This is a genomic window from Methylovorus glucosotrophus (assembly GCF_009858335.1).
Classification (GTDB): domain Bacteria; phylum Pseudomonadota; class Gammaproteobacteria; order Burkholderiales; family Methylophilaceae; genus Methylovorus; species Methylovorus glucosotrophus.
On record NZ_VMSE01000002.1, the window covers coordinates 492,632 to 517,703 of the forward strand.

Genomic DNA, 25,072 nt, shown 5'->3' on the forward strand with positions numbered 1-25,072 from the left:
GCCGGGTGTGCCTGACTGGCTAGTGACTAGCGCACCACGCTCCAGCTTAAAGGATCAAACGGCTTGCTCTGGTAACGCAGCTCGAAGTACAAGCCGGAGGCCTCGTTACCACCACTGTTGCCCACCGATGCAATGGTATCCCCGCCCTTGACCGTGTCGCCCACCTGCTTCAGCAAGGCCTGATTGTTGCCATACAGGCTCATATAGCTATTGCCGTGGTCCACGATGATGAGATTGCCGAAGCCACGCAGCCAGTCGGCAAACACAACGCGGCCGCTGGCGACGGACTTCACTTCGCTACCTTCGACCGATTTGATGAACAGGCCTTTCCACGAGACGCCGGTATCCTCACGCGAACTGCCGAAGCGGTTAGTGATGTCGCCACGCACGGGCAGATTCAGTTTGCCTTTGAGCGCGGCAAAATTACCGCCTTCAAACGCATTGGTCGGCAGGTCTTCATTGCGCGCGATCACTTGCGGCGATGAAGGGGTAGTAGCCTTGTCTGTGGCCGCAGGCTTCTGCGGTTTGCGTTTCGGTGGCATGGCGGCCAGCCGCGCCAGTTTTTCCACCAGCTGCGACAAGCGCTGCTCATCACGCTTCATTTTGTCGATCTGACCGCGCTGACTGTTGATCTTGGCGGCCAGGCTCTGCAGCACCTTGTTGCGCTGATTTTTTTGCGCTTGCAAGGCTGCGCGTTCTGCTTCCTGGGAGGCTTTCAGATCTGTCAGTTTTTGCAGGCTGGCAGCGGTTTCTTCATTCAGCCGGGTGAGTTTGTCCAGGTTGCGCTGCATGCCGGAAATCAGCTCGGCGCGGGCCTGGGCAACGTAGCGATAGTATTGCCATTGCCGCGCGGCCTCGGCTGGGTTTTCCTGTTGCAGAAAAAGCTGGGTGTATCCCGGCTGGCCGTGCAGGTATTGCTTGTAAAGCTGCGAGGAAAGCATGCGCTGCTGCTTTTGCAGCTCGCTGTCTACGCCATTTTGCTGTTGCTGCAGGGCTTGTAATTGCGTGCTCGTCTGCTGTTGCTGCTGTTGCAGCTCGTACAGCTTGCGATTGGTATTGCTGATAGCCTGCTCGCTCTCTTTCAGCGCATCGCTGGCGTCGGCATGGGCTTCCTTGGTGTCGTCGAGTTCTTTTTTCAGCGATTCGATCTTGTCATGCAGCTCGCTCAGCTCGGCCTTGGATTTTTCCACCTTGGGCGCTGCCACGCTGATGCCTGGAGCCAGGCTGAGCGCGCACAGCAAGACGAGCCCGAGTGCAGATGCATCGGGCCACAAACGCAGGTAATCACGCATTCGTCGGGGCGGTGAAATGAACGAGGGGGTGCCCGGTCATTTCCGCGGGTTGCGGCAGCCCCATCATCTTGAGCAGGGTGGGTGCGATATCCGACAGCGCACCCGTGGCCGACATGGTGGCCTCGCGACCCACATACAGCAGAGGTACCAGATTGGTAGTGTGCTGCGTGTGTGGCTGGTGATTGGTGTAATCCTGCATCTGCTCGACATTGCCGTGGTCGGCGGTGACGATGACTTCGCCACCGATGGATTGCATGGCCTTGATCACGCGGGCAACGCAGGTGTCCAGCGTCTCCACCGCCTTGATGGCGGCATCCAGCTTGCCGCTGTGGCCTACCATGTCGCAATTGGCAAAGTTGCAGATAATCGCGCTGTACTGGCGGCTCAAGATAGCGGCTTCCAGTTTGTCGGTGACTTCAAACGCGCTCATTTCCGGTTGCAGGTCATAGGTGGCGACCTTGGGGGAAGGCACCAGAATGCGGTCTTCGCCGGGGAACACCAGTTCTTCGCCGCCATTAAAGAAGAAGGTGACGTGCGGGTATTTCTCGGTTTCGGCGATACGCAGCTGGGTCAGGCCCTGGCTTGCCAGGTATTCGCCAAAGGTATTGCGCACTTCCATAGGCGGGAAGATGGGCACAGCACGCACTTCGTTCTTGTCGTACATGGTCAGCGTGAAGTAGGCGCTGAATTGCGGGATGTGATGACGCTCAAAACCATCGAATTCGGGGGAGAGCAGGGCGTGGGTCAGCTGACGCGCACGGTCTGAGCGGAAGTTCATAAAGACCACCATGTCGCCATCTTCCATGCGCAAGGGTGCGCTGCCGGGGGCAGTGATGGCGGTTGCTTTCACGAACTCGTCGTTCTCGCCGCGGGCATATGCGGCGCTCAGCGCTTCTTGTGGCGAGCTGGCGGTGAATTCGCCTATGCCTTCCGTCACCAGACGGTAGGCCGGAGCCACGCGCTCCCAGCGCTTGTCGCGGTCCATGGCGTAGTAGCGACCACATACCGAGGCGACTGTGCCTGCACCAATCTCGGCAAGTGCGGCTTCCAGTTTTTGCAGGTAGGGGCCGGCGCTGATGGGCGGCGTATCGCGGCCATCAAGGAAGGCATGCACGTAGATGCGGTCCAGTCCCTGTTGTGCCGCCATGCGCACCATGGCGTGGATATGGTCCTGATGGCTGTGTACGCCGCCATCCGATAGCAGGCCAAAAATATGCAGGGCTTTGCCTTGCTGCTTGACCTGCTGTACGGCATTGACCAGGGCGGGCATGGTATAAAACTCGCCGCTGGCAATGGCATTGTTGATGCGTTCAAATTCCTGGAACACTACGCGACCTGCGCCAATGTTGAGGTGGCCGACTTCCGAATTGCCCATCTGACCGTCTGGCAAACCGACATAGTGCTCGGAAGCATTGATCAGCGTGTGCGGATATTGGCTCCATAGCGCATCCCAGTTAGGGGTGTTGGCCTGGGCGATGGCGTTGTCCTTGATTTCTTCGCGATAACCAAAACCATCGAGTATGAGCAGTATGACCGGGGTGACCTTCATTGGGGATTGTTTTCCAGCTGATTGAACACGAGCCTTGTATTTTAGAGATTTTTTGCCAATAAATCTGCAAGTAAATGTCAGGCGCGGTCAGCCCTTGTTGCTGACGATGAGGTTGCGCTCTTGAAATTCCGCCGATTGGCAGCATAGTCATTCAATGTCATTGGGAATTCGGTACAATCGGCAGGCATTTTTCGGGCTATTCTTTTGAGGGCTTCACATTGAAATTTCTGATCAATAACGCAATTTATATCGGCCTGGCTGTCGGCTCTGGCCTCATGCTGTTGTGGCCCATGCTGCGACGCGGCGCCAAGAGCGTCAGCCCCAGCGAGGCGGTGCTGCTGATTAACCGTAACCAGGCCATTGTGCTGGATGTGCGCGACGATGCCGAATTTGCCGCCGGACACCTGCAGGATGCCCGCCATATTCCGCTGGCCAAGCTGGATGAACGGCTGGCGGAGCTGCAAAAGTTTCGCGAAAAGCCGGTGATCGTGCATTGCCAGAGTGGGGTGCGGTCCAGCAAGGCAGCTGCCACGCTGCGTAAACATGAATTCACCCAGGTGTATGAACTGGATGGCGGCGTGAATGCCTGGACCCAGGCCAAGCTGCCTTTGGTAAAGGGATAAGCCATGCCCAAAATCACCATGTATACCACGGCATATTGCCCTTATTGCATGCGTGCCGAACAGCTGCTGGACGCCAAGGGCGTTACCGTGGAGAAGATTCGTGTGGACCTTGACCCTGCCGAGCGCGAGACCATGATGACACGCACCGGACGCCGGACAGTGCCACAGATTTACATCGACGATTTTCACGTCGGTGGCTTCGACGATTTGCGCGCCCTGGACCTCAAGGGCGGGCTCGATCCGTTGTTATTCAAAAACACGCCATAAGCAGTTAGAATGGCATGAGAGATGCGGGGCCTGCCCCGCTTTTTATTATTCATTAACGATAGGGACAAGGGAGCGCCTTTGCTCCCATTAGGAAACATCATGGCCGAAGAACAAGCAGTAGCTCAGGATCAAGACAATCAACCTGGTTTCAGCATTGAAAAAATCTACGTGAAGGATATCTCCCTCGAGATCCCTAACGCACCTCAGGTATTCATTCAGCGCGAAGCCCCACAAGTGGGCATTGAGCTGAGCAACAGCGCCAGTGCCGTGGAAGATGGCATCTATCAGGTGCTGACCACCGTGACAGTGACCTCCAAGGTGGAAGACAAGACCGTATTCCTGATCGAAGTGGCACAAGCCGGTATTTTCCAGATTCGCAATGTTCCTCAAGAAAACCTGGAAATCATCCTGAGCGTGACTTGCCCGAACATTCTGTTCCCTTACCTGCGCGAAGCGGTTTCCGATATTTCCACCCGCGCTGGTTTCCCACCAGTACTGCTGAATCCGATTAACTTCGAAGCCCTGTACGCCCAACAAAAGCAGGAACAGGCTGCGCAAGCGAATGGTTCAACGACCCACTAAGGTTTTACTTTCCATTGCCATGATTCTGGCGTTGGCGCCCTCGGTGGCTTCAGCGCTGGAATACCGTTCTGTCGCGGTTCCGCGCGCCATCCTTTACGATGCTCCTTCCGGTCAGGGTAAAAAGCTCTATGTCATCTGGCAGGGTTACCCGCTGGAGGTGATCGTCAACCTTGGTGACTGGATCAAGGTGCGCGATAACCGTGGCGGCCTCAACTGGATAGAAGCCAAGCAACTGGCGACCAAGCGTACCGTGATCGTAATTGCGACACAGGCCTCCATTCAGCAATCTGCCGACGCCGCCTCGAGTGTGGTGGGAACGGTAGAAAAGGATGTAGTGCTGGATATGCTCGAAATGAGCGGCAACGGCTGGATCAAGGTGCGTCATCGTGACGGGCTGGTAGGGTATCTGCCCACAACCGCCGTCTGGGGATATTAATGAAAGTTACCGTATTGGGGGCGGGCGCCTGGGGAACGGCGCTTGCCATGCAAATCAGCATACAGCACCCCGTGGTGCTGTGGGCACATAACCCGGAGCATGTCTCCGGCATGAAACGGGCGCGTGCCAATCCGCGCTATCTCGGCGATTTCAAGTTTAATGACAACCTGAGCATTGAAGGGGATCTTGGCCGTGCGGTAGCCCATTCTGATCTCGTGCTGTCTGTCGTGCCTACCGCAGCCTTTCGAACTACGCTGCAAGCCCTGAAAGCGCTTGATTGCAAGTTGCCGGTGGTGTGGGCTAACAAAGGCCTGGAACCGGAAACGGCCAAGCTGCCACATGAGGTGGCAATGGACGAACTGGGTCCGCAACATCCATGGGGTGCGCTTTCCGGCCCCAGCTTTGCTGCGGAATTGGTACGTGGTTTGCCTACCGCAGTGACATTGGCCGCCAATGATGCCGATTTCGCTCGCGAAGCCGCGAGCGTCATGCACGGCGGCAGTTTCCGGGTGTATTCCAGCGATGACGTGGTGGGCGCATCCGTAGGTGGTGCTTTGAAAAACGTCATGGCGATTGCCGCAGGCATCAGCGATGGCATGGACTTTGGCAATAATGCCCGTGCTGCGCTCATCACCCGTGGACTTGCCGAGATGACGCGTTTCGGCGTAAGCCTGGGCGCCAAAAAAGAAACGTTTATGGGCCTGGCCGGGGCTGGTGACCTGATACTGACCTGTACCGGCCAATATTCGCGTAACCGCGAAGTGGGCTTGCAACTGGCTTCAGGCCGCAAGCTGCCCGAGATTCTGCAAAGCCTGGGTCATGTGGCAGAAGGCGTGAACACCACGCGTGAAGTGGTGCGACGTGCCAAACTGATGGGCGTGGATATGCCTCTTACCGCCGAGGTTGATCAGGTGCTGTCGCATGGCAAATCGCCACGTGTCGCGGTGGAAAGCCTGCTGAGCCGGGAGCAGAAACCGGAGTCGGTTTGAGGCAGGGGCGGGCGAGATAAATTTTGAGTCAAAAAAAAACAGGCTGGCATTTCGCCAGCCTGTTTTTTTTATACAGATGACAAACCGCAAACGCGCTTAAACGGCGCCGGCAAAATCGTGTTGCCGCCAGGCCTCGTACAGCAGCACCGCTGCGGAGTTTGATAAATTCAGGCTGCGGTTATTCGGCATCATAGGCAGGCGGACGCGGTGCTCCGGGGTGAATTGATCCCGTATTTCTTCCGGGAGCCCACGGGTTTCCGGCCCGAAGACAAACACATCGCCCTCCTGAAAGGCAATGGTGCTATGACGCGTGCTGCCCTTGGTGGTCAACGCAAACATGCGGCGCCCCGCCAGCGCGGCGCAACAGGCTTCCCAATTCTCATGCACCTGCATATTGGCATACTCGTGATAGTCCAGGCCGGCCCGTTTTAATTGTTTGTCTTCCAGGCTGAAGCCCAGCGGTTTTACCAGATGCAGGCGCGTGCCGGTATTGGCACACAGGCGGATGATGTTGCCGGTATTGGGCGGGATTTCCGGTTGATAAAGCACGATGTCGAACATGATGAGTACACGCTAATAAGTGAACGGCATTTTACACGAGCCCGCATATTCAGCTGCGGAAGTGGATTGTGATGGACAGAAATGAATTTGTTTTGCTTATCTTGGTAGTGTCCGCGCTATCACCCAGCATTCCACTTCGGCTGCACCTGCTTTTTTAATGGCTTTGGCCAATGCCTGCAAACTGGCGCCAGTCGTCATCACGTCATCCAATAGCACCACGCGCTCACCAGCTAGCGAAGCATGGCAGGCAAACGCGCCTTTCATGTTGCTGGCGCGCGCTTTCAGCGGCAGGCTGGCTTGTGGCGGCGTGAACTTGATGCGTTCGCAGCTGCTGTAATCCAGCGCTATATCCAAAGCCTTGCTGATAATGCGGGCGACTTCCAGTGACTGGTTGTAGCCGCGTTCCCGCAGGCGCAGCGGGTGCAGCGGCATGGGGATCAGGCGGTCAGGTCGTGGTCGCGCGCTCACTGACTCCGACAACAGATGGCCGAATACGCGGGCCATATGCAGCATGTCGCGGTATTTGTAGCCTTGCAGCATGGCATCCAGCGGAAAGTCATAGCGGAGCAGGGCATGGGTATGGTCGAACGCCGGTGGCGAGGTCAGGCAATGGCCGCACAGCAAGCTCTGGCTGGAGGGCAGAGCGCATTGCGGACAGCAGGGAGCTTTGTGCCAGGGCAGGTCCTGTTGGCAGGACGCGCACAATCCCAGATCACCGCCGTCGGCTGCGGTGCACAACAAACACTCCTGCGTCAGCATATGACTAAAAAATGAGCACATGTTTTAAAGGTGACTGGCATTTAATCGACAAGTATAATGGCGGACACGACATAGCGAGGTATATACATGGCTACCAAAGTGATTACCGTCAAGCAGCAGATTCGGGCTGCGCAGATGTTTACCTTCTTTTCCATCATCGCGGTGCTTTTGTTGCCAGCGATTATCCCGATGCTGTTGTGGCTGGCGGCTTCCATCTTTGTATACGCGGCGGCGGCCAATCATCCCAATCCCAAGATCTGTGATTACATCCGTTTCTCTGGATACCGCTTTTACGGCGTGGTCGGCACGCTGGTCGTGATTCTGAATTTTAGTCCCCAACTGGCAAAAATGGCAGGCGGCTGGCCACATTTGATGGGGTTTATCTGGTTGGGATGTTTCCTGGTGGTGGTGCCTTTGGGCGTGCGGGATTTGTTGCGCGCGAAGAATGATTCCTGGCAAGAAATGAATGTAGAGGTAGACAATGCTTGAAGTTGCAGTGGATGCGAACAGCATCAAGAAAAATACACCGGTCGTCGAGGCTGAAAAACGCTGGACGGTCGCCCAGATTGTCGAGCTGTTTGAAATGCCCTTCAGTGATCTGATTCACCGGGCACAAACCGTGCACCGCCAGAATTTTGACCCGAATGCCGTGCAAGTCAGCACGCTGCTGTCGATCAAGACCGGTGGCTGTTCGGAAGATTGCGGCTACTGTCCGCAAGCGGCCCGCTACCACACCGATGTTGAAAACGAACCTCTGATGGCGCTGGACGCCGTGCTGGAAGCCGCCAAGGCCGCCAAGGAAAATGGCGCCAGCCGTTTCTGCATGGGCGCTGCCTGGCGCAGTCCCAAACAGCGTGACCTTGAGCCTGTGCTCAAGATGATCGCCGAAGTGAAAGCCATGGGGCTGGAAACCTGCGCTACTTTAGGCATGCTGAAAGACGGTCAGGCCGAACAGCTGAAAGATGCCGGTCTGGATTACTACAACCACAATCTGGATACCGCGCCCGAGTTTTATGGCGATGTGATCACCACTCGTACATATCAGGACCGGCTGGACACGCTGGATCGTGTGCGCGATGCCGATATCAATGTCTGCTGCGGCGGCATTATCGGCATGGGCGAAAGCCGCGTGCAGCGCGCCGGTTTGCTGGCGCAACTGGCCAATATGGAACGTCCACCGGAAAGCGTGCCGATCAACCTGCTGACCCAGGTTGAAGGTACCCCGCTGCATGGCACCGATGAGCTCGATCCTTTCGAGTTTGTGCGCACCATCGCCGCTGCCCGCATTACCATGCCTGGCAGTTATGTGCGTCTGTCTGCAGGCCGTCAAAGCATGCATGAGGGTATCCAGGCGCTGTGCTTTATTGCGGGTGCCAATTCCATTTTCTACGGCGAAAAGCTGCTGACGACCGGTAATCCTGAAGCCGAGGCCGATCGCGCACTGTTCGCCAAGCTGGGCCTGCATCCCGCCTGATCATGACCTTGCTGGACGAGCTGGCTGCTGAACTGGCAGAGCGTACCTCTGCTGGTTTGCGGCGCCAACGACGGGTTATCCAAGGCCCGCAAGCCGCCGAGGTAGTGGCAAACGGTAAGCGCTTGCTATCGTTTGCCAGTAATGACTACCTAGGGTTGGCCAATCACCCACGCCTGATCTCCGCCATGCAGCAGGCCACCCAAGCGGTAGGTGTTGGCAGTGGTGCCTCCCACCTGATTACCGGCCATCACGCCTTGCATGAAGAACTGGAGCAGGCGCTGGCCCGCTTTGTGGGGTTGCCTGCCGCGCTACTTTTCTCCACTGGTTACATGGCCAATATGGGTGTCGTCGCTGCGCTGATGGGGCGTGATGACGCCGTGTTTGCCGACAAGCTCAACCATGCCTCGCTGAATGATGCCGTGGTGTTATCGCGTGCTGAATTCAAACGCTACCCGCATCAGGATCTGGCCGCCCTTGAATTGCTGCTGGCATCCAGCCGCGCACGGCGCAAGCTGGTACTTGTCGATGCGGTGTTCAGCATGGATGGCGATATTGCGCCGGTGCCGGAAATTCTTGCCCTGTGCGAACGCTACGATGCCTGGCTGATGCTGGACGATGCGCACGGCTTTGGCGTGCTGGGCGAGCACGGTGCGGGCATCCTTGAGCACTTCAATATCACCTCGCCCCGCATCATTTACATGGCAACCCTGGGCAAGGCGGCGGGTGTGGCGGGTGCATTTGTGGCAGGTGAGCCGGTGCTGATCGATTATCTGCTGCAGCAGGCGCGTACCTATATCTATACCACGGCCAGTCCGGCGCCACTGGCTGCCGCGCTGCTGGAGGCCTTGAACGTCATCCACGACGAGCCACAGCGCCGCGCGCATTTGCGGCATCTCATGTCTGTCCTTAAAACCCATACGCCTCGTCGCTGGCAATGGATGCCCTCGGCAACAGCCATACAGCCTTTGCTTGTTGGCAGTAATGATGAGGTATTGCGCCTCAGTGAGTATTTGCTCACGCGCGGGCTGCTGGTACCTGCCATCAGGCCGCCTACTGTTCCCAAGGGCACCGCTCGCTTGAGAGTTTCGCTCTCGGCAGCGCATAGTGAGCAGGATGTACATACCTTGATAAACGCTCTGCGTGAAGCAGAGGTGGTACTGGAGTCTGCCGCATGAGCCTGCATATTGAAATTAAGGGTGCTGGTCATCCGCTGGTGCTGATCCATGGCTGGGGCATGCATGGTGGCGTCTGGCAGCCGCTGATCAAAAAACTCAGCCAGCATTACCAGCTTCATATTGTGGATCTGCCTGGCATGGGCCACAGCCGTCCGCTGGAGCCCGCGCATCTGCATGCCATTGCTGAGGCATTGGCGGCGCAGTTGCCAACGCATGCCGATATCTGCGGCTGGTCCATGGGCGGTCTGGTAGCCATGCGTCTGGCCCTCACGCATCCTGAGGTGGTACGGCGCATGATACTGATCGGCAGTTCGCCGCGCTTTGTCAATGCGGACTCCGACAATGCGACGTCTGAAGATGCCAAAGCTGACCCTTGGTCGTACGGCATTGCCGCGGACGTGTTTCATCAATTCGCCAGCCAGGTGAATGCGGATTACCATGCGACGCTGATCAAGTTCCTGACGCTGCAATGCATGGGTTCCAGCGACGCCCGCGCCACGGTCAAACAACTACGCTCGACGTTTTCCGAGCGACCGGTGCCAACGGCGGGTTCATTGCAGAAAGCACTGCATATCCTGCTGGAAAACGACCTGCGTCACGAGATTCTGCATTTGCACAAACCCGTGCTACTGATTCACGGGGATCGCGATACCCTGGCGCCGGTGCAAGCGGCCCACTGGCTGTCGCAACATTTGCCATTTGGGCGCCTGCGCGTCATTGCTGGCGCTGGGCACGCGCCGTTTCTCTCACACCCTGAGCAGTTTGTGCACGCGATCGACGAGTTTCTTGAGCCGGGCAAAGCGGGCCATCCGTTGGAGCGCCAGCCATGACCACCGACGCTTATCTGATAGACAAAGCCCGTGTGCGCCGCTCGTTTGACCGCGCCGCGGGCACCTATGATGCGGCGGCCCTGCTGCAACGCGAAGTGCGCGAGCGCATGCTGGAACGGCTGGATCTGGTTAAGCTCGCCCCGCAGGCTGTGCTGGATGCAGGCTGTGGCACGGGGCACGCCAGTGCGGCCTTATCTGCGCGTTACCGCCAGAGCCAGGTGATCTCGCTGGACATTGCCATGGGCATGCTTAAAAAAACCATGGCGGCGCGCTCGCTGGTGCAGCGGCTGTTTGGCTTTGACCGGCGTCATGCGGTGTGTGCGGATATTGAGCGCCTGCCCCTGGCCGCCGCCAGCATCGACCTGGTGTGGTCCAATATGGCGATTCAATGGTGCAATGATCTTGATCAGGCGTTTGGCGAGATACAGCGCGTGTTGAAGCCGGAAGGGCTACTGATGTTCAGCACGCTGGGGCCGGACACCCTGAAAGAACTGCGCGCAGCGACACGCCAGGACGACACCCATGTCACCGTCAGCCGCTTCATCGATATGCATGATATTGGCGATGCCCTGGTGCGGGCGGGTTTTAATGCGCCGGTGCTGGATGTGGAGTATTTCGAGCTGACCTATGATGACGTCATGGGCGTGATGCGCGACCTCAAGGCCATAGGCGCTCATAATGCTGCCGAAGGTCGCCACCGCGGCTTGCAGGGGCGGGGCTTCCTGCAGCAGGTGCAGGCACGCTATGAATCTTTCCGGCGCGATGGCAAGCTGCCTGCCACCTATGAGGTAATCTACGGCCATGCCTGGAAACCCCAGGCCCGAGTGGCGCTGCCAGATGGGCTGTCGCCTGTGCAGTTTCGTCCACGCGCATCCTCTTCCACATAAACGTCCTGATTCACCAGATGCAGAATCCTCTCAATAACAGCAAGGCCTGGTTTGTGACCGGCACCGATACCGGCGTCGGTAAAACCTTGATCTCCAGTGCGCTAGTGCATGGCTTTGCTGCGCAAGGCCTGCGGTCGGTTGGCATGAAGCCGGTGGCCGCGGGCTGCGAGTGGCGCGATGGCGAGCTGCACAATGACGATGTCGCCATGTTACGCGCCGCCAGCAATCTGCCCTTGGCGCGCGAGCGCATCAATCCCTATGCCTTTATGCCGCCTGTTGCGCCACATATCGCGGCGCAACAGGCGAATAGCCCGATCGTGCTTGATGTGCTGTTGCAGAACTTTCATGGCTTGCAGGCTGAGGCGGAGCGTGTGATTGTGGAAGGGGTGGGCGGCTTTTGCGTGCCGCTGGGCGATACCTTGGATACGGCGGACCTTGCGGTGGCGCTGGGCTTGCCCGTCATCCTGGTGGTGGGTTTGCGACTCGGCTGCCTGAACCATGCCTTGCTGACGCAGGAGGCGATATTGTCGCGTGGTCTGCGCCTGCATGGCTGGGTGGGCAACCACATTGATCCCGGCATGGCGATGCCGCTAGAAAATATCGCTGCCTTGCAGCAACGACTACAGGCACCTTGTCTGGGGATTGTGCCGTGGCAGGCTGGTGCTAGTTCTGATTTAGTGACGTCGCATCAGCCGGATTTTCGGCGAGTCGCTTCTCTGCTCAATCTCTCAACACTTACGGATTAGACTAGCTAAAAACTTTGGCATGCTCTTAAAGCCCTGCTTGAATTACATCTAGACTCGGCGAAGTTGATAGATTTTTAATACTGAGAAACCAATGGTTATTAGGCTGAATGCATAAATTAAGCCTATTAGCTCGCCTGCCTGAGGCTTTATGAACGAGTTCAGTCTTTGGGTAAGAAAAATTGCCGCGAAGGTAGCGGGGTAAGAGGTCTTTCCATCTAGAGACTCTTTGTATCCCAGGTAAGAAAGGGAAGCAAGAAGGGCAATGCTGGCTAAAATAATTGGTTTGGTTGGATCAATCACTGCCAACACACTGATGCACAAACCCAATCCAATAGATAGCGCCAATTTCCATAGTGCGATGCTCGACATGCAGCCTCCTTTTTTCTTTATCTGACTATATTTGATTTTTTTAAACAGGTCAGACTTAGCCGTTATCCCGATAAAGCTTGTGCTGGTTGATGTATGCCAGCACATTGTCCGGTAGCAGATAGCGCACACTCAAGCCTTGCTCAAGCGTGGCGCGTATATGGGTGGCTGAAATATCCAGCGCGGTGATGTCCTGCAGGTAAATATGCCCGGCGGGTTTCTGGTGCAAGCGGGCGGTGTCGTGGGTCTGGCGTTTGCCGAGCAGGCTGCGCAGTTCGGGGCTGAGGTCAGCATGGATTTCGGCCGGGCCGGGCCGATAGGCCACGACCAGGTGACAATACTCCAGCAGTTCTTGCCAGCGATGCCAGCTGGATAAACCCAAAAAGGCATCGCTGCCCAGCAGCCAGCATAGTGACACTTGCTCGCCCAGCTCGGTTCTCAGCGATATCAGGGAGTCAATGGTGTAGGAGTGCCCGGAGCGTTCCAGCTCGCGTGTATCTAATACAAAGCGTGGATTGCCCGCGATGCCCAGCTGGACCATGGCGACGCGATGCGCCGAACTCACCTCGGGCTCCGCACGGTGCGGCGGATGCGCGGCAGGCATAAAGCGCACCTGCTCCAGGCCGATGGCATCGGCCAGCTCCTCCGCCATGCGTAAATGTCCCAGATGCAGCGGGTTGAAGGTGCCGCCCAGAATGCCAATGACTGCGGGGGATTTCATGGGCGGGGTTTCATGCTGGATGGAGGATCAGGCCCTGACCTGGCCGTCGCCGAACACCACGTATTTGAGTGAGGTCAGCCCCTCAAGACCCACAGGGCCACGGGCATGCAGCTTGTCGGTCGAGATGCCGATTTCGGCTCCCAGCCCATATTCAAAGCCATCGGCAAAGCGTGGTGATGCATTGACCATGACGCTGCTGGAATCCACTTCACGCAGGAACTGCCGCGCACGGGTGTAGTTTTCCGTGACAATGGCTTCGGTATGCTGCGAGGAATACTGGTTGATATGGGCAATGGCCTCATCCACATCCGCGACTACCTTGCATGAAATGATCGCGGCCAGGTATTCGGTGTAGTAATCCTCTTCGGTCGCGGCCTTGGCTTCAGGCACAAGCGCACGCGTTTCATCGCAGCCGCGGATTTCCACACCTTTGGCGAGCAGCATGGCGGCCAGCCTTGGGAGGGCTTCAGCTGCAATGCCGCGCGCGACCAGCAGGGATTCCGCCGTGTTGCAGGTGCCCAGGCGCTGGGTCTTGGCGTTTTCCAGTATGCGCACGGCCTTGTCGAGGTCGGCGCTGTCATCCACATAGACATGGCAATTGCCATCCAGATGCTTGATGACAGGAATGCGCGCTTCGTTGGAGATGCGCTCAATCAGCCCCTTGCCACCGCGTGGCACAATCACATCCACGTATTCTTTCATGGTGATCAACTCGCCTACGGCGGCACGGTCCGTGGTTTCCACCACTTGCACGGCCGCGGCAGGCAGGCCAGCCGCATGCAGGCCTTCGTGCACCAGTTTGGCCAGGGCGCGATTGCACTCAATGGCTTCGGAGCCACCGCGCAGGATGGCGGCATTGCCAGACTTGATGCACAGTCCGGCAGCATCCACCGTCACATTTGGGCGGGCCTCATAAATGATGCCGATGACGCCCAGCGGCACGCGCATGCGTCCGATCTGGATGCCAGAAGGGCGGTATTTGAAGTCGGTCATTTCGCCGATAGGGTCGGGCAGGGAGGCGATCTGCTCCAGGCCCTCTGCCATGGTAGCGATGGATTTTTCGCTCAAGGCCAGGCGATCCAGCATGGCGGCTTCCATGCCATTGGCCTTGGCGCGATCCAGATCCGCCTGGTTGGCGGCCAGCAGGGCAGCCTGATGGCGCCGTATGGCCTGGGCGATGGTGACTAGCGCCAGGTTTTTGGTGTTGGTATCGGCACGGGCCATGGCACGTGATGCCTGCCGTGCCTGCTGACCTACCTGTTGCATGTAATGTTTGATATCCATGGTGTCCTCTATGCTGCCTGATGCAGCATGTTCTTATGTGCGCCGTGCTGCGCGGCTGCTTACTTTTGCCAGGCCGAAGCACAGGCGTGATATTTCCAGCCAGGCATCCTGACGGATCAGGCCCTTGGCAGTTTTGTCGATCTCGGCCAGCTTGTGCAGGGCGGCTTGCAGTTGCCGCAGGCTCAGTCTCGCCAGCGCTCGTCGGGTCAGGGCCTGCCGGTCGCCGTAAATGCGCGCTTGCTGCATGGCCTGATTCAGATTCTCGCCGCGCGTTTCGGCTTCTTTCACGCGTACCAGCGGCCTCAGCACCCACAGCAGCGGATTCATGACCGCGATAGGCTGCACGCCCTCATCGCGCAAGCCTTGCAGTATCCGCACCGTGCGTTCGGTATCACCGGCCAGTACGGCTTCGCCAAGTTGAAACGCATCGTAGCGCGATACATTCAAGACGGCATCGCGTACGACTTCAGCAGCAAGTGGTCCCGCCGGATACAGGAGCCCCAGTTTCTGGATTTCCTGATGTGCCGCCAGGAGATTGCCTTCCACCTGATGCGCCAGAAACTCCAGTGTGGCCTGATCGGTCTCTTGCTGCTGCAAGGCCAGCCTGCGCGCAATCCATTGCGGTAGCTGAGCAGCCTCCACTTCCTGCAAGGTCAGGGTGACTGCCGCATTTTCAAGGGCGCTGAACCAGGCACTGTTCTTTCCATCGCGATCCAGCTTGGGCAGGATGATGATGGTGACCGCATCGGGCAGCGGTTTGGCTGCCATGGCCTGCAATGCCTTGCCGCCATCGGTGCCAGGCTTGCCGGAGGGAATGTGCAATTCCAGTATGCGCTGGCTGGCAAACAGCGAAATCGACTGACCAAATGCGGCAATCTGCTGCCAGTTGAAATTGCGCTCCACGGTCAGGCTGGTGCGTTCATCAAAGCCCAGTGCACGTGCCTTGGCACGTATGGCATCCAGACACTCGCGCTGGGCCAAAGGTTCGTCGCCGGTCAGCACATAGATGGGCTCCAGGCCCTTTTCAAGATGCTTGGCGAGTTGCTCTGCCGGTAAACGCATCAGAGCTTGGGTGCTTGCAGATTGCCTGGTTTTTGCACAATCAGGCGGCGCAGCAGTTCGCGGGCAGCCTCGGCGCGCATGTCGTCATACAGGCGTTGCTCTTCGCCCTGCTTGGCCAGCAATTCGGCATCGCTGTAGGAGTAATCGCGGCGTTGTTCAATCATTTGCTCCTTGCCCCACAATTCGCTGTCCGGGTCTTTCAGGCGGAAATAGACGCGATAGTAGAGATCAAATTCTCGTACCAGACCGGTACCGCTCAGGGACAGAATGCGCTTTTCCGTTTTTTCGCCCACCATCTCCAGCATCAGCTCGGCGTTTTCCTTATCCGGCACGATGGTCACGCCGTTGACGGCCAGGGCTTTTTTCAGAGGCCTGTCTATGCTGGTATTGACGCCTGTCATGTACAGGTTCTTGAATGCCAGGTCGGCGGTGCCGCGCATCTGAAAGCCGCAGCCGGCCAGCACCATACTGATCAGCAAGAGCAGTATGGAGAGGCCGGAAAATCCGGAGCCAATGAAAGGGTTAACGCCGTTACGCATTCTGTGCATGGACTATCCCACTACAATGTTGACGAGTTTGTTCGGTACCACAATGATCTTGCGTACAGTGCCTTCGGCCAGGTGTTTTTGCAAGCTTTCATGTTGCAGGGCCAGTTGCTCGATGCTGGCTTTGTCCAGCGTTTTGGGCACGGTCATGTTGCCACGCAGCTTGCCGTTCACCTGCAAGACCAGCGTGATGTCATCCTGCACCAGGGCAGCCTGATCGGCCACCGGCCATGCAGCATCGACAATCTGGCTACCGGGTTTAAGTTCGCTCCACAGGGCCTGACTGATATGCGGCACAATCGGCGACAGCAACAGGATGGCATGTTCCAGTACTTCCTGGCGCACGCTGCGCGTCACATCGTCTTGTCCTTCCAGCTTGGCATAGGCATTCATCAGCTCCATCACGGCGGCAATCGCGGTGTTGAAGGCATGACGGCGACCATAATCATCGCTGATTTTTTCGATGGTCAGGTGCAACTGGCGGCGCAGGGTTTTCAATTCTGCGTTCAGTTCGCCAGTCGATGTGGCGGCGCTATATGCCGACACTACGCCTTGTTCCACATGGGCGGCCACGGCAGCCCATACGCGTTTCAGGAAGCGGTGCGCGCCTTCCACGCCAGCGTCTGACCATTCCAGGCTTTGCTCGGGTGGGGCCGCAAACATCATGAACAGGCGGGCAGTATCAGCGCCGTATTGCTCAATCAGGGCTTGCGGATCCACCGTATTGCCCTTGGACTTCGACATCTTGCTGCCATCTTTCAGCACCATGCCTTGTGTCAGCAGCTTGTTGAACGGTTCGTCGTTCTTGAGCAGGCCGACATCGCGCATCAGCTTGTTGAAGAAGCGCGCATACAGCAAATGCAGAATGGCATGCTCAATCCCGCCTATGTATTGATCCACCGGCAGCCAGTAGTTGGCACGCTCGTCGACCATGGCCTTGTCCGCATCAAAGCTCGCATAGCGCGCGTAATACCATGAGGATTCGAAGAAGGTATCCAGCGTGTCCGTTTCGCGCGTGGCCTTGCCGCCACAAGTGGGGCAGGTGGTTTCGTAGAAGCCGGGGTCTTTCTTGATCGGCGAACCGACGCCATCCATCACCACATCTTCCGGCAATACTACCGGCAGCTGGTCGGCGGGCACGGGTACCTCGCCACAGCTGTCGCAGTGAATGATGGGGATAGGGCAACCCCAATAACGCTGACGTGAGATACCCCAGTCGCGCAGGCGGTATTGCGTGCGGCGCTTGCCAAGATTCTTGGCGCTGAGCGCGGCGGCAATGGCGGCGGAGGCGCTATCAAAATCCAGTCCGTCAAACTCGCCCGAGGCAAACAGCACGCCGTGCTCAGTATAGGCGGCGGTCAGTGGCAGGCTGAGTTCGCCGTCGACGGGGCGAATCACGGCTTTGACCGGCAGCTCATATTTGCCTGCAAATTCGAAGTCGCGCTCGTCATGGGCTGGCACGGCCATTACCGCGCCTTCGCCGTAGCTGATCAGCACGTAATTGGCGATCCACACCGGCAGCTTTTCGCCGGTCAAAGGGTGGGCAACAAACAAGCCAGTCGCCATGCCTTTTTTCTCGGCAGTAGCAAGGTCGGCTTCGGCCACGCTGCCCATCTTGCATTCAGCAATAAAGGCCTGCAGGGCAGGGTTGTTGGCCGCCGCCTGGGTAGCCAGTGCGTGCTCGGCGGCCACGGCCACATAGGTGGCGCCCATCAGTGTATCTGGGCGGGTGGTGTACACCTTGAGCGTTTCCGCGGTGGCATTGCCTGCCGCATCCAGGATGGGGAACTCGACTTCACAGCCGTAGCTCTTGCCTATCCAGTTGCGCTGCATGGTCTTCACCTGCTCAGGCCAGCCTTCCAGCTTGTCGAGGTCTGCCAGCAGCTCATCGGCATAGGCGGTAATCTTCATGAAGTACTGGGGGATGTCGCGCTTCTCAACAATCGCGCCGGAACGCCAGCCACGACCATCAATCACCTGCTCATTGGCAAGTACGGTCTGGTCTACCGGATCCCAGTTCACCGTGGCCGTTTTTTTGTAGATCAGGCCTTTCTTGAACAGCTCGGTAAACAGCCATTGTTCCCAGCGATAGTATTCCGGTTTGCAGGTGGCGATTTCGCGCTGCCAGTCTATGCCCAGGCCCAGCGATTTCAGCTGGGTTTTCATGTGCTCGATATTGCTATAGGTCCAGCCAGCTGGCGCCACGTTATTCTTGATCGCGGCATTTTCCGCAGGCAGGCCGAAAGCATCCCAGCCCATGGGCTGCATGACATTGAAGCCTTTCATGCGGTGAAAACGGCTTAATACGTCACCAATCGTGTAGTTGCGCACATGGCCCATGTGCAGGCGGCCGCTGGGGTAGGGGAACATCGACAGGCAATAGTATTTTGGCTTGTCGCTTTGCTCGCTGGCGGCAAATGTCTGATGTGTTTCCCAGTATTGCTGGGCCTGTTGTTCAATTTCGCGGAAAGGATACTGCTGCTGCATGAGGACGTGGGCTTTTGTAATGATTTATAAAGCTAAAATTATACCTTGAAGCCGTATGCCATGTCAGACTGCGGCGTAAAAACATGCGCCTGCATGCACCATGAAAAAAAGCCCGCGCAAGCGGGCTTTTTGCTGAAACGCAAGATGCAGTAAACAGCTTACTTCAAGGCATCAAAAATGCTGTCGCGTATCTTGTTCATGTCGCCCAGGCCATTGACCTTGACGTACTGCGGAGCGCCGCCGGTGCCAGACTTGGCCCAGTCGGAGTAGTAGCCGATCAGCTGTTCGGTCTGCTCATGGTAAACCTGCAGGCGCTTTTGCACGGTTTCTTCCTTGTCATCTTCACGCTGCACCAGGTCTTCGCCGGTGATGTCGTCCTTGCCTTCGACCTTGGGCGGGTTGAATTTGACGTGGTAGGTACGGCCGGAAGCCGGGTGCGAGCGGCGGCCGCTCATGCGTTCGACAATCGCTTCGTCGGGGACGTCGATTTCCACGACGTAATCGATGCCAACACCGGCTTGCTTCATCGCTTCGGCTTGCGGAATGGTGCGTGGAAAGCCATCAAACAGGAAACCGGCCTTGCAGTCGTCATCCTTGATGCGCTCCTTGACCAGACCGATGATCACTTCATCCGGCACCAGACCACCCGCATCCATGAATTTCTTGGCTTCCAGCCCCAGTTGCGTGCCTGCCTTGACTGCTGCGCGCAGCATGTCGCCGGTGGAAATTTGCGGAATATTGAATTTTTCCTTGATGAAATTGGCCTGGGTGCCTTTACCGGCGCCGGGAGCGCCAAGAAGTATCAGTCTCACGTGAGGTTCCTTTTTTGTACTGAGTGCGGAATCGAAACCGCGATTATATCAAACGAGGTAATTGGCGATGCTGACAAATGCGGAGAGCGGCAGATTTTCTGCGCGCCACTGCGAATCGATGCCGAGCGCTTCAAAGCCCGCGTCATCCAGCAGGCCCTTGAGCGTGTTGCGCAGCGTCTTGCGGCGCTGGCCGAATGCGGTCGCCACCACACGGGAAAACAAGGCGTAATCCTTGGCGGGAAATGGCAGCTCGGTATGCGGCACGCAGCGTACAAAGGCGGATTCCACCTTGGGGGCCGGGTCAAAGGCTTCAGGCGGCACGGTGAACAGATACTCCATGTGCAAATGGTATTGCAGCATGACCGACAAACGCCCGTAAGCCGCGCTGGAGGGCTCGGCGACCATGCGCTCGACCACTTCCTTTTGCAGCATGAAGTGCATGTCGATGATGTGGGTTACGTTATCCAGCAGATGAAACAGGATGGGGGTGGAAATGTTGTATGGCAGGTTGCCGACCACGCGCAGCCGGGGCGCAATGCTGGCGAAATCAAATTTCAGTGCATCCATGTTGTGCATGGTGACCTTGCCGGGGGCGTAGTGCTTTTCCATCCAGGCGATGATGTCGCGGTCAATTTCCACCACGTGCAGGTTTTCCAACCGTTGCAACAAGGGTTGGGTCAGGGCGCCAAGACCAGGGCCGATTTCGACCATGAGGTCATTCGCCTGCGGGGCGATGGCATTGACCAGGCTGGTGATGATGGCCTGATCTGTCAGGAAATTCTGGCCGAAGCGTTTTTTTGCAACGTGTTTCATGCGGAAGCGGATGTTTTCTGTGAGAGTTCAATGGCAAGCTGGATGGCGGCCAGCAGGCTGCCAGGGTTGGCGTTGCCGGTGCCAGCAAGGTCGAGTGCCGTGCCATGGTCTACCGAGGTGCGGATGATGGGCAGCCCCAGCGTGACGTTGACGCCGCCGCCGAAGCTGGCGTGTTTGAGCACCGGCAGGCCCTGGTCATGATACATCGCCAGCACCGCATCGCCGTGCTGCAGGTGATGAGGCGCAAACAGCGTATCTGCCGGTAGTGGGCCTTGCAGCAGCATGCCCTCGCTGCGCAGCTGATCCAGCACGGGGGTAATGGTGGTGATTTCTTCATCGCCGAGATAACCACCTTCACCGGCGTGCGGATTCAGCCCGGCCACCAGAATGCGCGGCTGGGCGATGCCGAATTTATGGATCAGGTCGTGATGCAGGATGCGCAGCGTGGTTTCCAGGCTGCGGCGTGTAATGGCAGCACTGACGGCGGTTAAGGGCAAGTGGGTGGTAGCCAGTGCCACGCGCATGCCGCCGCCTACCAGCATCATCACCACTTGCGCGGTGCCGGTTTTTTCTGCCAGAAACTCGGTGTGGCCGGTAAAGGCGATACCCGCATCATTGATCACGCCTTTGTGTACGGGAGCGGTGACCATGGCGTTGAAGCGACCATTGGCGCAGCCCTCTAGCGCGATCTCCAACGTGCGCAGCACATAGGCGCTGTTGCGCGCATCCAGCGTGCCTGCCATGGCCGGGCTGGCTAGCGGGGTATGGTGCACCCGCAGCTCACCCTTGCCCTGGTGCAGGGATGGAGCCGTTTCGTCGGAGGTGATGGTGAGGGGCAAGCCCAGTTGTTGTGCGCGTGCTGTGAGCAGGTCGCGGTCCGCAATGACGGTGACGCAGGCCGCCAGTGGCTGACTGGCCAGCATCACACACAAATCGGGACCTATGCCGGCGGGTTCGCCAGCGGTAATGGCAATGTGGGGTAAGCGCCTGTCCACTGCTTAATATTTGTCTTCCAGGCGCAGCTCGACATAGGCGCGGTCACGCAGTTCGCGCACCCAGTCCTGGTAAGCTTCATCAGCTTTGCGCTGGCGGATTTCCTGACGCGCTTTCATGCGTTCTGCTTCGCGCGTCATGTCCTGGTTGCGGCGTTCCAGCACCTGAATCAGATGCCAGCCAAAAGGCGAACGCACGGCGTCACTGATCTGCCCTGGCTGCAAGGCATTCATGGCTTTTTCAAATTGTGGAACGGTGTCACCCGGGTTAACCCAGCCGAGGTCGCCGCCATTGGCTGCCGAGCCATCGTTGGAATAGCGTTTGGCTGCCTCACCAAAATCCTCACCGTTATCAATCAGTTGCTTGATGCCATCAATCTTGCGCTTGGCTTCTGTTTCCGACAGCACTTCGCTGGTCTTGATCAGGATGTGGCGGGTATGCGTTTGCTGCACCATGGTGGAGGTATTGCCACCACGACGGTCGGTAAGCTTGAGAATATGAAAGCCATTGGGGCTGCGCAGAATGCCGGATAACTGGCCGACCTGCATGGGCTTCAGTGCTTCCAGGAATAAGGCGGGCACCTGGGCCGCGGTCTTCCATCCCAGCTTGCCGCCTTCCAGTGCATTGGGTGCATCGGATACGCGGGCGGATACCTGTCCGAAGTCCTCGCCGGCCTGAAGTTTTTTCAGGGCATCTTCGGCTTTTTCACGCAGGCGCTTCAGATCTTCAGGCGATCCATCTTCTGGCGCGCGGATGAGGATGTGGGAGATTTCATATTCGTCCGACGAGTCCTGACGGGAGGATTGCGTGGTCAGGAAGTTATCCACTTCGGATTCGGTGACATTGACGCGGTTGTCCACTTCACGCTCGCGCAAGCGCGCCAGCAGGATTTCGTTGCGGATGTCTTCGCGGAATTTCTTGTAGACAATGCCTTCTGCTGCCAGGGCTTCCTTGAACTCCGGTACTCCCATCTTGTTCTGCTCGGCGATACGCATGATGGTCTTGTCGAGCTGGTCATCGTCTACGCGCAGGCCGGTCTGCGCTGCATACTGAAGCTGCAACCGGTCGTTGATCAGGCGCTCCAGTATCTGTTTTTCGAGCACATTGCGTGGCGGTAACTGGTTGCCTTGCTTTTCCAGTTGCGCGCTGACGATTTCAATGCGGTCGTTTAATTCTTTCTCGGTGACGACGCCTTGGTCGACGACGGCCACGATACGGTCAATCTTGTTGACAGAGCCGTCCTGTGCGGCGATAGCGACATGCGGCAGCAAGGCGCCAGCCCACAGGAACAGGCCTGCCATCAGGCAGTTTTTAATGGTCATATTACTCATAGGAGGATGGTTGTTGCTGAACGGTATCGGGGAGCAAGCCAGTGCTGGTGTAGCCTGGAATACCCCGGTTTAACAGAGTTAACGGATTGGAACCAATGGAGGCCAGGCCGCCCAGTTCCAGTTGGATAAAGAAGGCATAGTTGGCACTGGCCGTTGCGGTGGAGACGCGTTGCAGCACGGTACGCGCCTGCCAGCAGCCTGCGTTGTATTCAAGCCCCGCCAGACCTTCAATCGGGCGGGTTTCACGCAGGGAGTAGTTCCAGCGGCCCAGGCCATACCAGCCATTGCCCAGCGGCCATTGGCTGGAAAGATTGATCTGTTCGAGGCGATCCTCGGTGTAACGGTAGCCGATATTCAGCACTTTGCCGGGCTCGGGGTTGTAGCGGGCACCGATGTTGGCCTTGGTGGTGCGGCTGCGATCCGTATTGAACTGCCATGCCGTATCCAGGCTCCACTTGTTGAGCAGCTTGGCAGTGAGGGCGGTCACGATATCGGAGGAGTCACCGGTACGCAGGTTTGCACCGGGAAGACCCACCTTCTGGTCAGCAAAGTAAAAGCGCTGGCCTACGGTGGCGGCAAGCCGCTGCTCACCCGTGCGACTGTCGATCATGCGTGAGGTGACTGCCAGGGTTATCTGGTTGGCGTTGTTGATGCGGTCATTGCCGTTGAACTGGTTTTCCAGGAACAGGGTGCTCATGCTCAAGTCGGACTGTGAACTGTCAAACACCGGCAGCATGGACTGATCGCGATACGGAATGTACACATAGTAGAGACGGGGCTCCAGTGTCTGTGTGTACATGTTTTTGACCACACGTACCTGGCGGTCATAGAACAGTCCGCTGTCTATGCTGGCGATCGGCAATGTGCGGTCGGTGGATTCATAATTGCCGCTGACTGAACCCAGGGTGTAGGCGGAGTTTTCCAGTCCGTAGCTTGTGTAATGCAAACCAATTTTTGGTGTGATATAGCCATATGGCCTGGCCATGGGCAGGCTGACAGATGGGTAGGCGGTAAAGCGATTGCCGGTAACAGAAGTGGTCAGTGTCTCGCCGCTATCGGTAGTACGATTTACTGGACTGCTGGGGTTGCGGTCAAAGCTGACCCATTGGGAGTACAGGTTGGTGTTGAATGCACCGACATCTTTGTTGCCGGTCAGTGTCAGTTGTGGCAGGCGTTCATATGGGTAAGATACCCCATCCAGTGTCTGGTACTTTTGCACGAGGCCATTGAAATTCCATGTGTCGTCCGAGTAATTCAAATATGCCTGTTGCGGCAAATTCACGCGGCTGGTTACCGTAATGCGGGTAGAGAGTTCGGAGAAGTATTTGTCATCCGATACCTTTTCGAACTGGTAACCCGTCGACCAACCATTGGGCAATGTCTGGTCATGCTTGAAGCGCATGTAGTAACGCGTATCGCCCGTGCTGGAGTCACTTGGAAGATATTCGACGTTATCAATGCCCGAGTAGGTTTCACCCAGATAGCGGAATTCCCCTTGGTATTGCATGCCGCGCGTACCCAGATAACGGGTGGCGACGGTGGCGTCCATATTGGGCGCGATGTTCCAGTAAAACGGGGTCAGCAATTCAAAACCGCTACGCGATGTGGTGCCAAAGGTCGGCGACAATAAACCGGTCTTGCGCTGATTCAGGAAGGAAAAACTGATCCATGGCGTATACAGAATCGGCGTATTCAAGAACTCCACGCGCGCATTGCGGGCGGTGGCCGTCTTGGTGTAATCATCCAGCTCAAGCTCACTGGCCTTGATGTACCAGTCATCCTTGCCCACTTCGCAAGTGGTGTAGCGTGCACTGGTCAGGCGCTTTTTATCCTGGCCTTCAAAGAAAATGGCCGAGGCATCACCGCGCGATGCGCCTATTTTCTTCTGGAAGCCTGGCGAACTGCTGGATTTGTCGTCTATATTTTGTGAGCTGATCTGCGAGTTGCTGTCCGCTATGATTTCATTCGGGTCGGCAAAGGTTTTTGTGGTGCCCAGGTTGGCAGCGCCTGCCAGCGGGATCCCGGTGAACTGATTATTGAGCTTGAAGGAGGCGTCGCGCATTTCGCCTATGTTTTCATGCAGCTGCATGCGCAGCTCCGGGCCGGTGACGACACCGCCACCAGACTCGATGCGGGCATTGCCCAGCACGTGCAGGGCTTCGTTTTGCTCGTCGTACTCAATCACATCGCCGTATACATCCTGACTTTGCTGGTGCAGCGAGGCATTGCCGGTGGCTTTCATTTTGCGGCCCAGATTCATCTGCAGCTTGTCGCCTTCAATGACGACTTCACCCGGCTGGCTGTTGACGCCCACGGTCTGCAACGGAGCGCTGCCCATTTGCTCGAGTTCGGATGTCTCTGCGGCTTGGACTGAACTGTAGTTGAGGCAAATGAGGGCTACGGCAAATGGTAGTCGGCGGATTTTCACTATGGTTGGGCTACGCAAAAAGTGTGGGTGGGACTTTGTTATAGGGTGATAAAATCGCAT

At 57.4% G+C, this 25,072-nt stretch carries 26 protein-coding genes; 11 read left to right on the forward strand and 15 right to left on the reverse strand.

Annotated elements, in window-relative coordinates; all coding sequences use genetic code 11:
* Positions 1 to 26 precede the first annotated feature (26 nt).
* Together FNL37_RS13405 and gpmI are read right to left on the reverse strand one after the other, a co-directional pair.
* A complete protein-coding gene (locus tag FNL37_RS13405; protein WP_159356472.1) occupies positions 27 to 1,292 on the reverse strand; it encodes a murein hydrolase activator EnvC family protein in 1,266 nt (421 codons plus the stop codon).
* Entirely contained in the window at positions 1,285 to 2,841 is a 1,557-nt protein-coding gene (gene gpmI / locus FNL37_RS13410; RefSeq protein ID WP_159356473.1) for a 2,3-bisphosphoglycerate-independent phosphoglycerate mutase, read from the reverse strand. Before gpmI ends, FNL37_RS13405 begins: the two co-directional genes overlap by 8 nt.
* 218 nt (positions 2,842 to 3,059) lie before the next feature.
* Here gpmI and FNL37_RS13415 point away from each other — a divergent pair, with 218 nt between their 5' ends.
* From FNL37_RS13415 to FNL37_RS13435, 5 genes are all read left to right on the forward strand, one after another.
* The gene (locus FNL37_RS13415; RefSeq protein ID WP_013441382.1) at positions 3,060 to 3,464 is read left to right on the forward strand and encodes a rhodanese-like domain-containing protein; all 405 of its coding nucleotides are present in this window, start codon (positions 3,060 to 3,062) and stop codon (positions 3,462 to 3,464) included.
* Positions 3,465 to 3,467: 3 nt separating this feature from the next.
* Positions 3,468 to 3,731 (forward strand): glutaredoxin 3, encoded by a 264-nt coding sequence (gene grxC, locus FNL37_RS13420; protein WP_015829440.1) that lies wholly within the window; start codon positions 3,468 to 3,470, stop codon positions 3,729 to 3,731.
* A gap of 99 nt (positions 3,732 to 3,830) precedes the next feature.
* Complete coding sequence (secB, locus tag FNL37_RS13425) at positions 3,831 to 4,313, forward strand: protein-export chaperone SecB (RefSeq protein WP_013441384.1); 483 nt, start codon at positions 3,831 to 3,833, stop codon at positions 4,311 to 4,313.
* Entirely contained in the window at positions 4,294 to 4,749 is a 456-nt protein-coding gene (locus FNL37_RS13430; protein WP_159356474.1) for an SH3 domain-containing protein, read from the forward strand. The genes secB and FNL37_RS13430 overlap by 20 nt, the downstream gene beginning before the upstream one ends.
* Positions 4,749 to 5,738, forward strand: coding sequence for an NAD(P)H-dependent glycerol-3-phosphate dehydrogenase (locus tag FNL37_RS13435; RefSeq protein WP_013441386.1), 990 nt, complete (start codon positions 4,749 to 4,751; stop codon positions 5,736 to 5,738). Before FNL37_RS13430 ends, FNL37_RS13435 begins: the two co-directional genes overlap by 1 nt.
* Before the next feature lie 96 nt (positions 5,739 to 5,834).
* Here the strand turns inward: FNL37_RS13435 and trmL are convergent, their stop codons facing one another.
* Both trmL and FNL37_RS13445 read right to left on the reverse strand, forming a co-directional pair.
* Positions 5,835 to 6,299, reverse strand: a complete 465-nt coding sequence (gene trmL, locus FNL37_RS13440; RefSeq protein WP_159356475.1) for a tRNA (uridine(34)/cytosine(34)/5-carboxymethylaminomethyluridine(34)-2'-O)-methyltransferase TrmL — start codon at positions 6,297 to 6,299, stop codon at positions 5,835 to 5,837.
* A 96-nt stretch (positions 6,300 to 6,395) separates the two neighbouring features.
* Complete coding sequence (locus tag FNL37_RS13445; protein ID WP_159356476.1) at positions 6,396 to 7,079, reverse strand: ComFC family protein; 684 nt, start codon at positions 7,077 to 7,079, stop codon at positions 6,396 to 6,398.
* A gap of 66 nt (positions 7,080 to 7,145) precedes the next feature.
* Here FNL37_RS13445 and FNL37_RS13450 point away from each other — a divergent pair, with 66 nt between their 5' ends.
* Genes FNL37_RS13450 through bioD form a run of 6 tightly spaced genes read left to right on the forward strand, consistent with a single transcriptional unit; the run spans position 7,146 to position 12,170 of the window.
* Complete coding sequence (locus FNL37_RS13450; RefSeq protein WP_013441393.1) at positions 7,146 to 7,547, forward strand: hypothetical protein; 402 nt, start codon at positions 7,146 to 7,148, stop codon at positions 7,545 to 7,547.
* On the forward strand, positions 7,540 to 8,532 hold the full coding sequence (bioB, locus tag FNL37_RS13455; RefSeq protein WP_013441394.1) for a biotin synthase BioB: 993 nt from the start codon (positions 7,540 to 7,542) through the stop codon (positions 8,530 to 8,532). Before FNL37_RS13450 ends, bioB begins: the two co-directional genes overlap by 8 nt.
* Positions 8,533 to 8,534: 2 nt before the next feature.
* A complete protein-coding gene (gene bioF / locus FNL37_RS13460) occupies positions 8,535 to 9,707 on the forward strand; it encodes an 8-amino-7-oxononanoate synthase (RefSeq protein ID WP_159356477.1) in 1,173 nt (390 codons plus the stop codon).
* Positions 9,704 to 10,537: a pimeloyl-ACP methyl ester esterase BioH gene (bioH, locus tag FNL37_RS13465; RefSeq protein ID WP_159356478.1), complete on the forward strand. Its 834-nt coding sequence runs from the start codon at positions 9,704 to 9,706 to the stop codon at positions 10,535 to 10,537. The genes bioF and bioH overlap by 4 nt, the downstream gene beginning before the upstream one ends.
* The gene (gene bioC / locus FNL37_RS13470; RefSeq protein ID WP_159356479.1) at positions 10,534 to 11,424 is read left to right on the forward strand and encodes a malonyl-ACP O-methyltransferase BioC; all 891 of its coding nucleotides are present in this window, start codon (positions 10,534 to 10,536) and stop codon (positions 11,422 to 11,424) included. The genes bioH and bioC overlap by 4 nt, the downstream gene beginning before the upstream one ends.
* Before the next feature lie 17 nt (positions 11,425 to 11,441).
* Positions 11,442 to 12,170 carry a dethiobiotin synthase gene (bioD, locus tag FNL37_RS13475; RefSeq protein WP_159356480.1) on the forward strand — a complete coding sequence of 243 codons (729 nt, stop codon included), beginning with the start codon at positions 11,442 to 11,444 and terminating at the stop codon, positions 12,168 to 12,170.
* Positions 12,171 to 12,218: 48 nt separating this feature from the next.
* Here the strand turns inward: bioD and FNL37_RS13480 are convergent, their stop codons facing one another.
* The 11 genes from FNL37_RS13480 to FNL37_RS13530 all read right to left on the reverse strand — a co-directional run bounded on the left by FNL37_RS13480 (position 12,219) and on the right by FNL37_RS13530 (position 24,922).
* Positions 12,219 to 12,539 carry a hypothetical protein gene (locus tag FNL37_RS13480; protein WP_159356481.1) on the reverse strand — a complete coding sequence of 107 codons (321 nt, stop codon included), beginning with the start codon at positions 12,537 to 12,539 and terminating at the stop codon, positions 12,219 to 12,221.
* 55 nt (positions 12,540 to 12,594) lie between these two features.
* On the reverse strand, positions 12,595 to 13,257 hold the full coding sequence (gene nadD, locus FNL37_RS13485) for a nicotinate-nucleotide adenylyltransferase (protein WP_159356482.1): 663 nt from the start codon (positions 13,255 to 13,257) through the stop codon (positions 12,595 to 12,597).
* A 27-nt stretch (positions 13,258 to 13,284) separates the two neighbouring features.
* Positions 13,285 to 14,541 carry a glutamate-5-semialdehyde dehydrogenase gene (locus FNL37_RS13490; RefSeq protein ID WP_159356483.1) on the reverse strand — a complete coding sequence of 419 codons (1,257 nt, stop codon included), beginning with the start codon at positions 14,539 to 14,541 and terminating at the stop codon, positions 13,285 to 13,287.
* A gap of 33 nt (positions 14,542 to 14,574) precedes the next feature.
* The gene (gene holA, locus FNL37_RS13495) at positions 14,575 to 15,603 is read right to left on the reverse strand and encodes a DNA polymerase III subunit delta (protein WP_159356484.1); all 1,029 of its coding nucleotides are present in this window, start codon (positions 15,601 to 15,603) and stop codon (positions 14,575 to 14,577) included.
* Positions 15,603 to 16,151, reverse strand: a complete 549-nt coding sequence (locus FNL37_RS13500) for an LPS-assembly lipoprotein LptE (RefSeq protein ID WP_342353789.1) — start codon at positions 16,149 to 16,151, stop codon at positions 15,603 to 15,605. The genes holA and FNL37_RS13500 overlap by 1 nt, the downstream gene beginning before the upstream one ends.
* A 3-nt stretch (positions 16,152 to 16,154) precedes the next feature.
* Entirely contained in the window at positions 16,155 to 18,635 is a 2,481-nt protein-coding gene (leuS, locus tag FNL37_RS13505; RefSeq protein ID WP_159356485.1) for a leucine--tRNA ligase, read from the reverse strand.
* A gap of 158 nt (positions 18,636 to 18,793) precedes the next feature.
* Complete coding sequence (gene adk, locus FNL37_RS13510; protein ID WP_013441405.1) at positions 18,794 to 19,447, reverse strand: adenylate kinase; 654 nt, start codon at positions 19,445 to 19,447, stop codon at positions 18,794 to 18,796.
* 48 nt (positions 19,448 to 19,495) lie between these two features.
* Positions 19,496 to 20,260: a 16S rRNA (adenine(1518)-N(6)/adenine(1519)-N(6))-dimethyltransferase RsmA gene (rsmA, locus tag FNL37_RS13515; RefSeq protein ID WP_159356486.1), complete on the reverse strand. Its 765-nt coding sequence runs from the start codon at positions 20,258 to 20,260 to the stop codon at positions 19,496 to 19,498.
* Positions 20,257 to 21,255, reverse strand: a complete 999-nt coding sequence (pdxA, locus tag FNL37_RS13520; protein ID WP_159356487.1) for a 4-hydroxythreonine-4-phosphate dehydrogenase PdxA — start codon at positions 21,253 to 21,255, stop codon at positions 20,257 to 20,259. The genes rsmA and pdxA overlap by 4 nt, the downstream gene beginning before the upstream one ends.
* 3 nt (positions 21,256 to 21,258) lie before the next feature.
* Entirely contained in the window at positions 21,259 to 22,575 is a 1,317-nt protein-coding gene (locus FNL37_RS13525) for a peptidylprolyl isomerase (RefSeq protein WP_013441408.1), read from the reverse strand.
* Between the two features lies 1 nt (position 22,576).
* Positions 22,577 to 24,922 (reverse strand): LPS-assembly protein LptD, encoded by a 2,346-nt coding sequence (locus FNL37_RS13530; protein ID WP_244948306.1) that lies wholly within the window; start codon positions 24,920 to 24,922, stop codon positions 22,577 to 22,579.
* Positions 24,923 to 25,072: the final 150 nt, after the last annotated feature.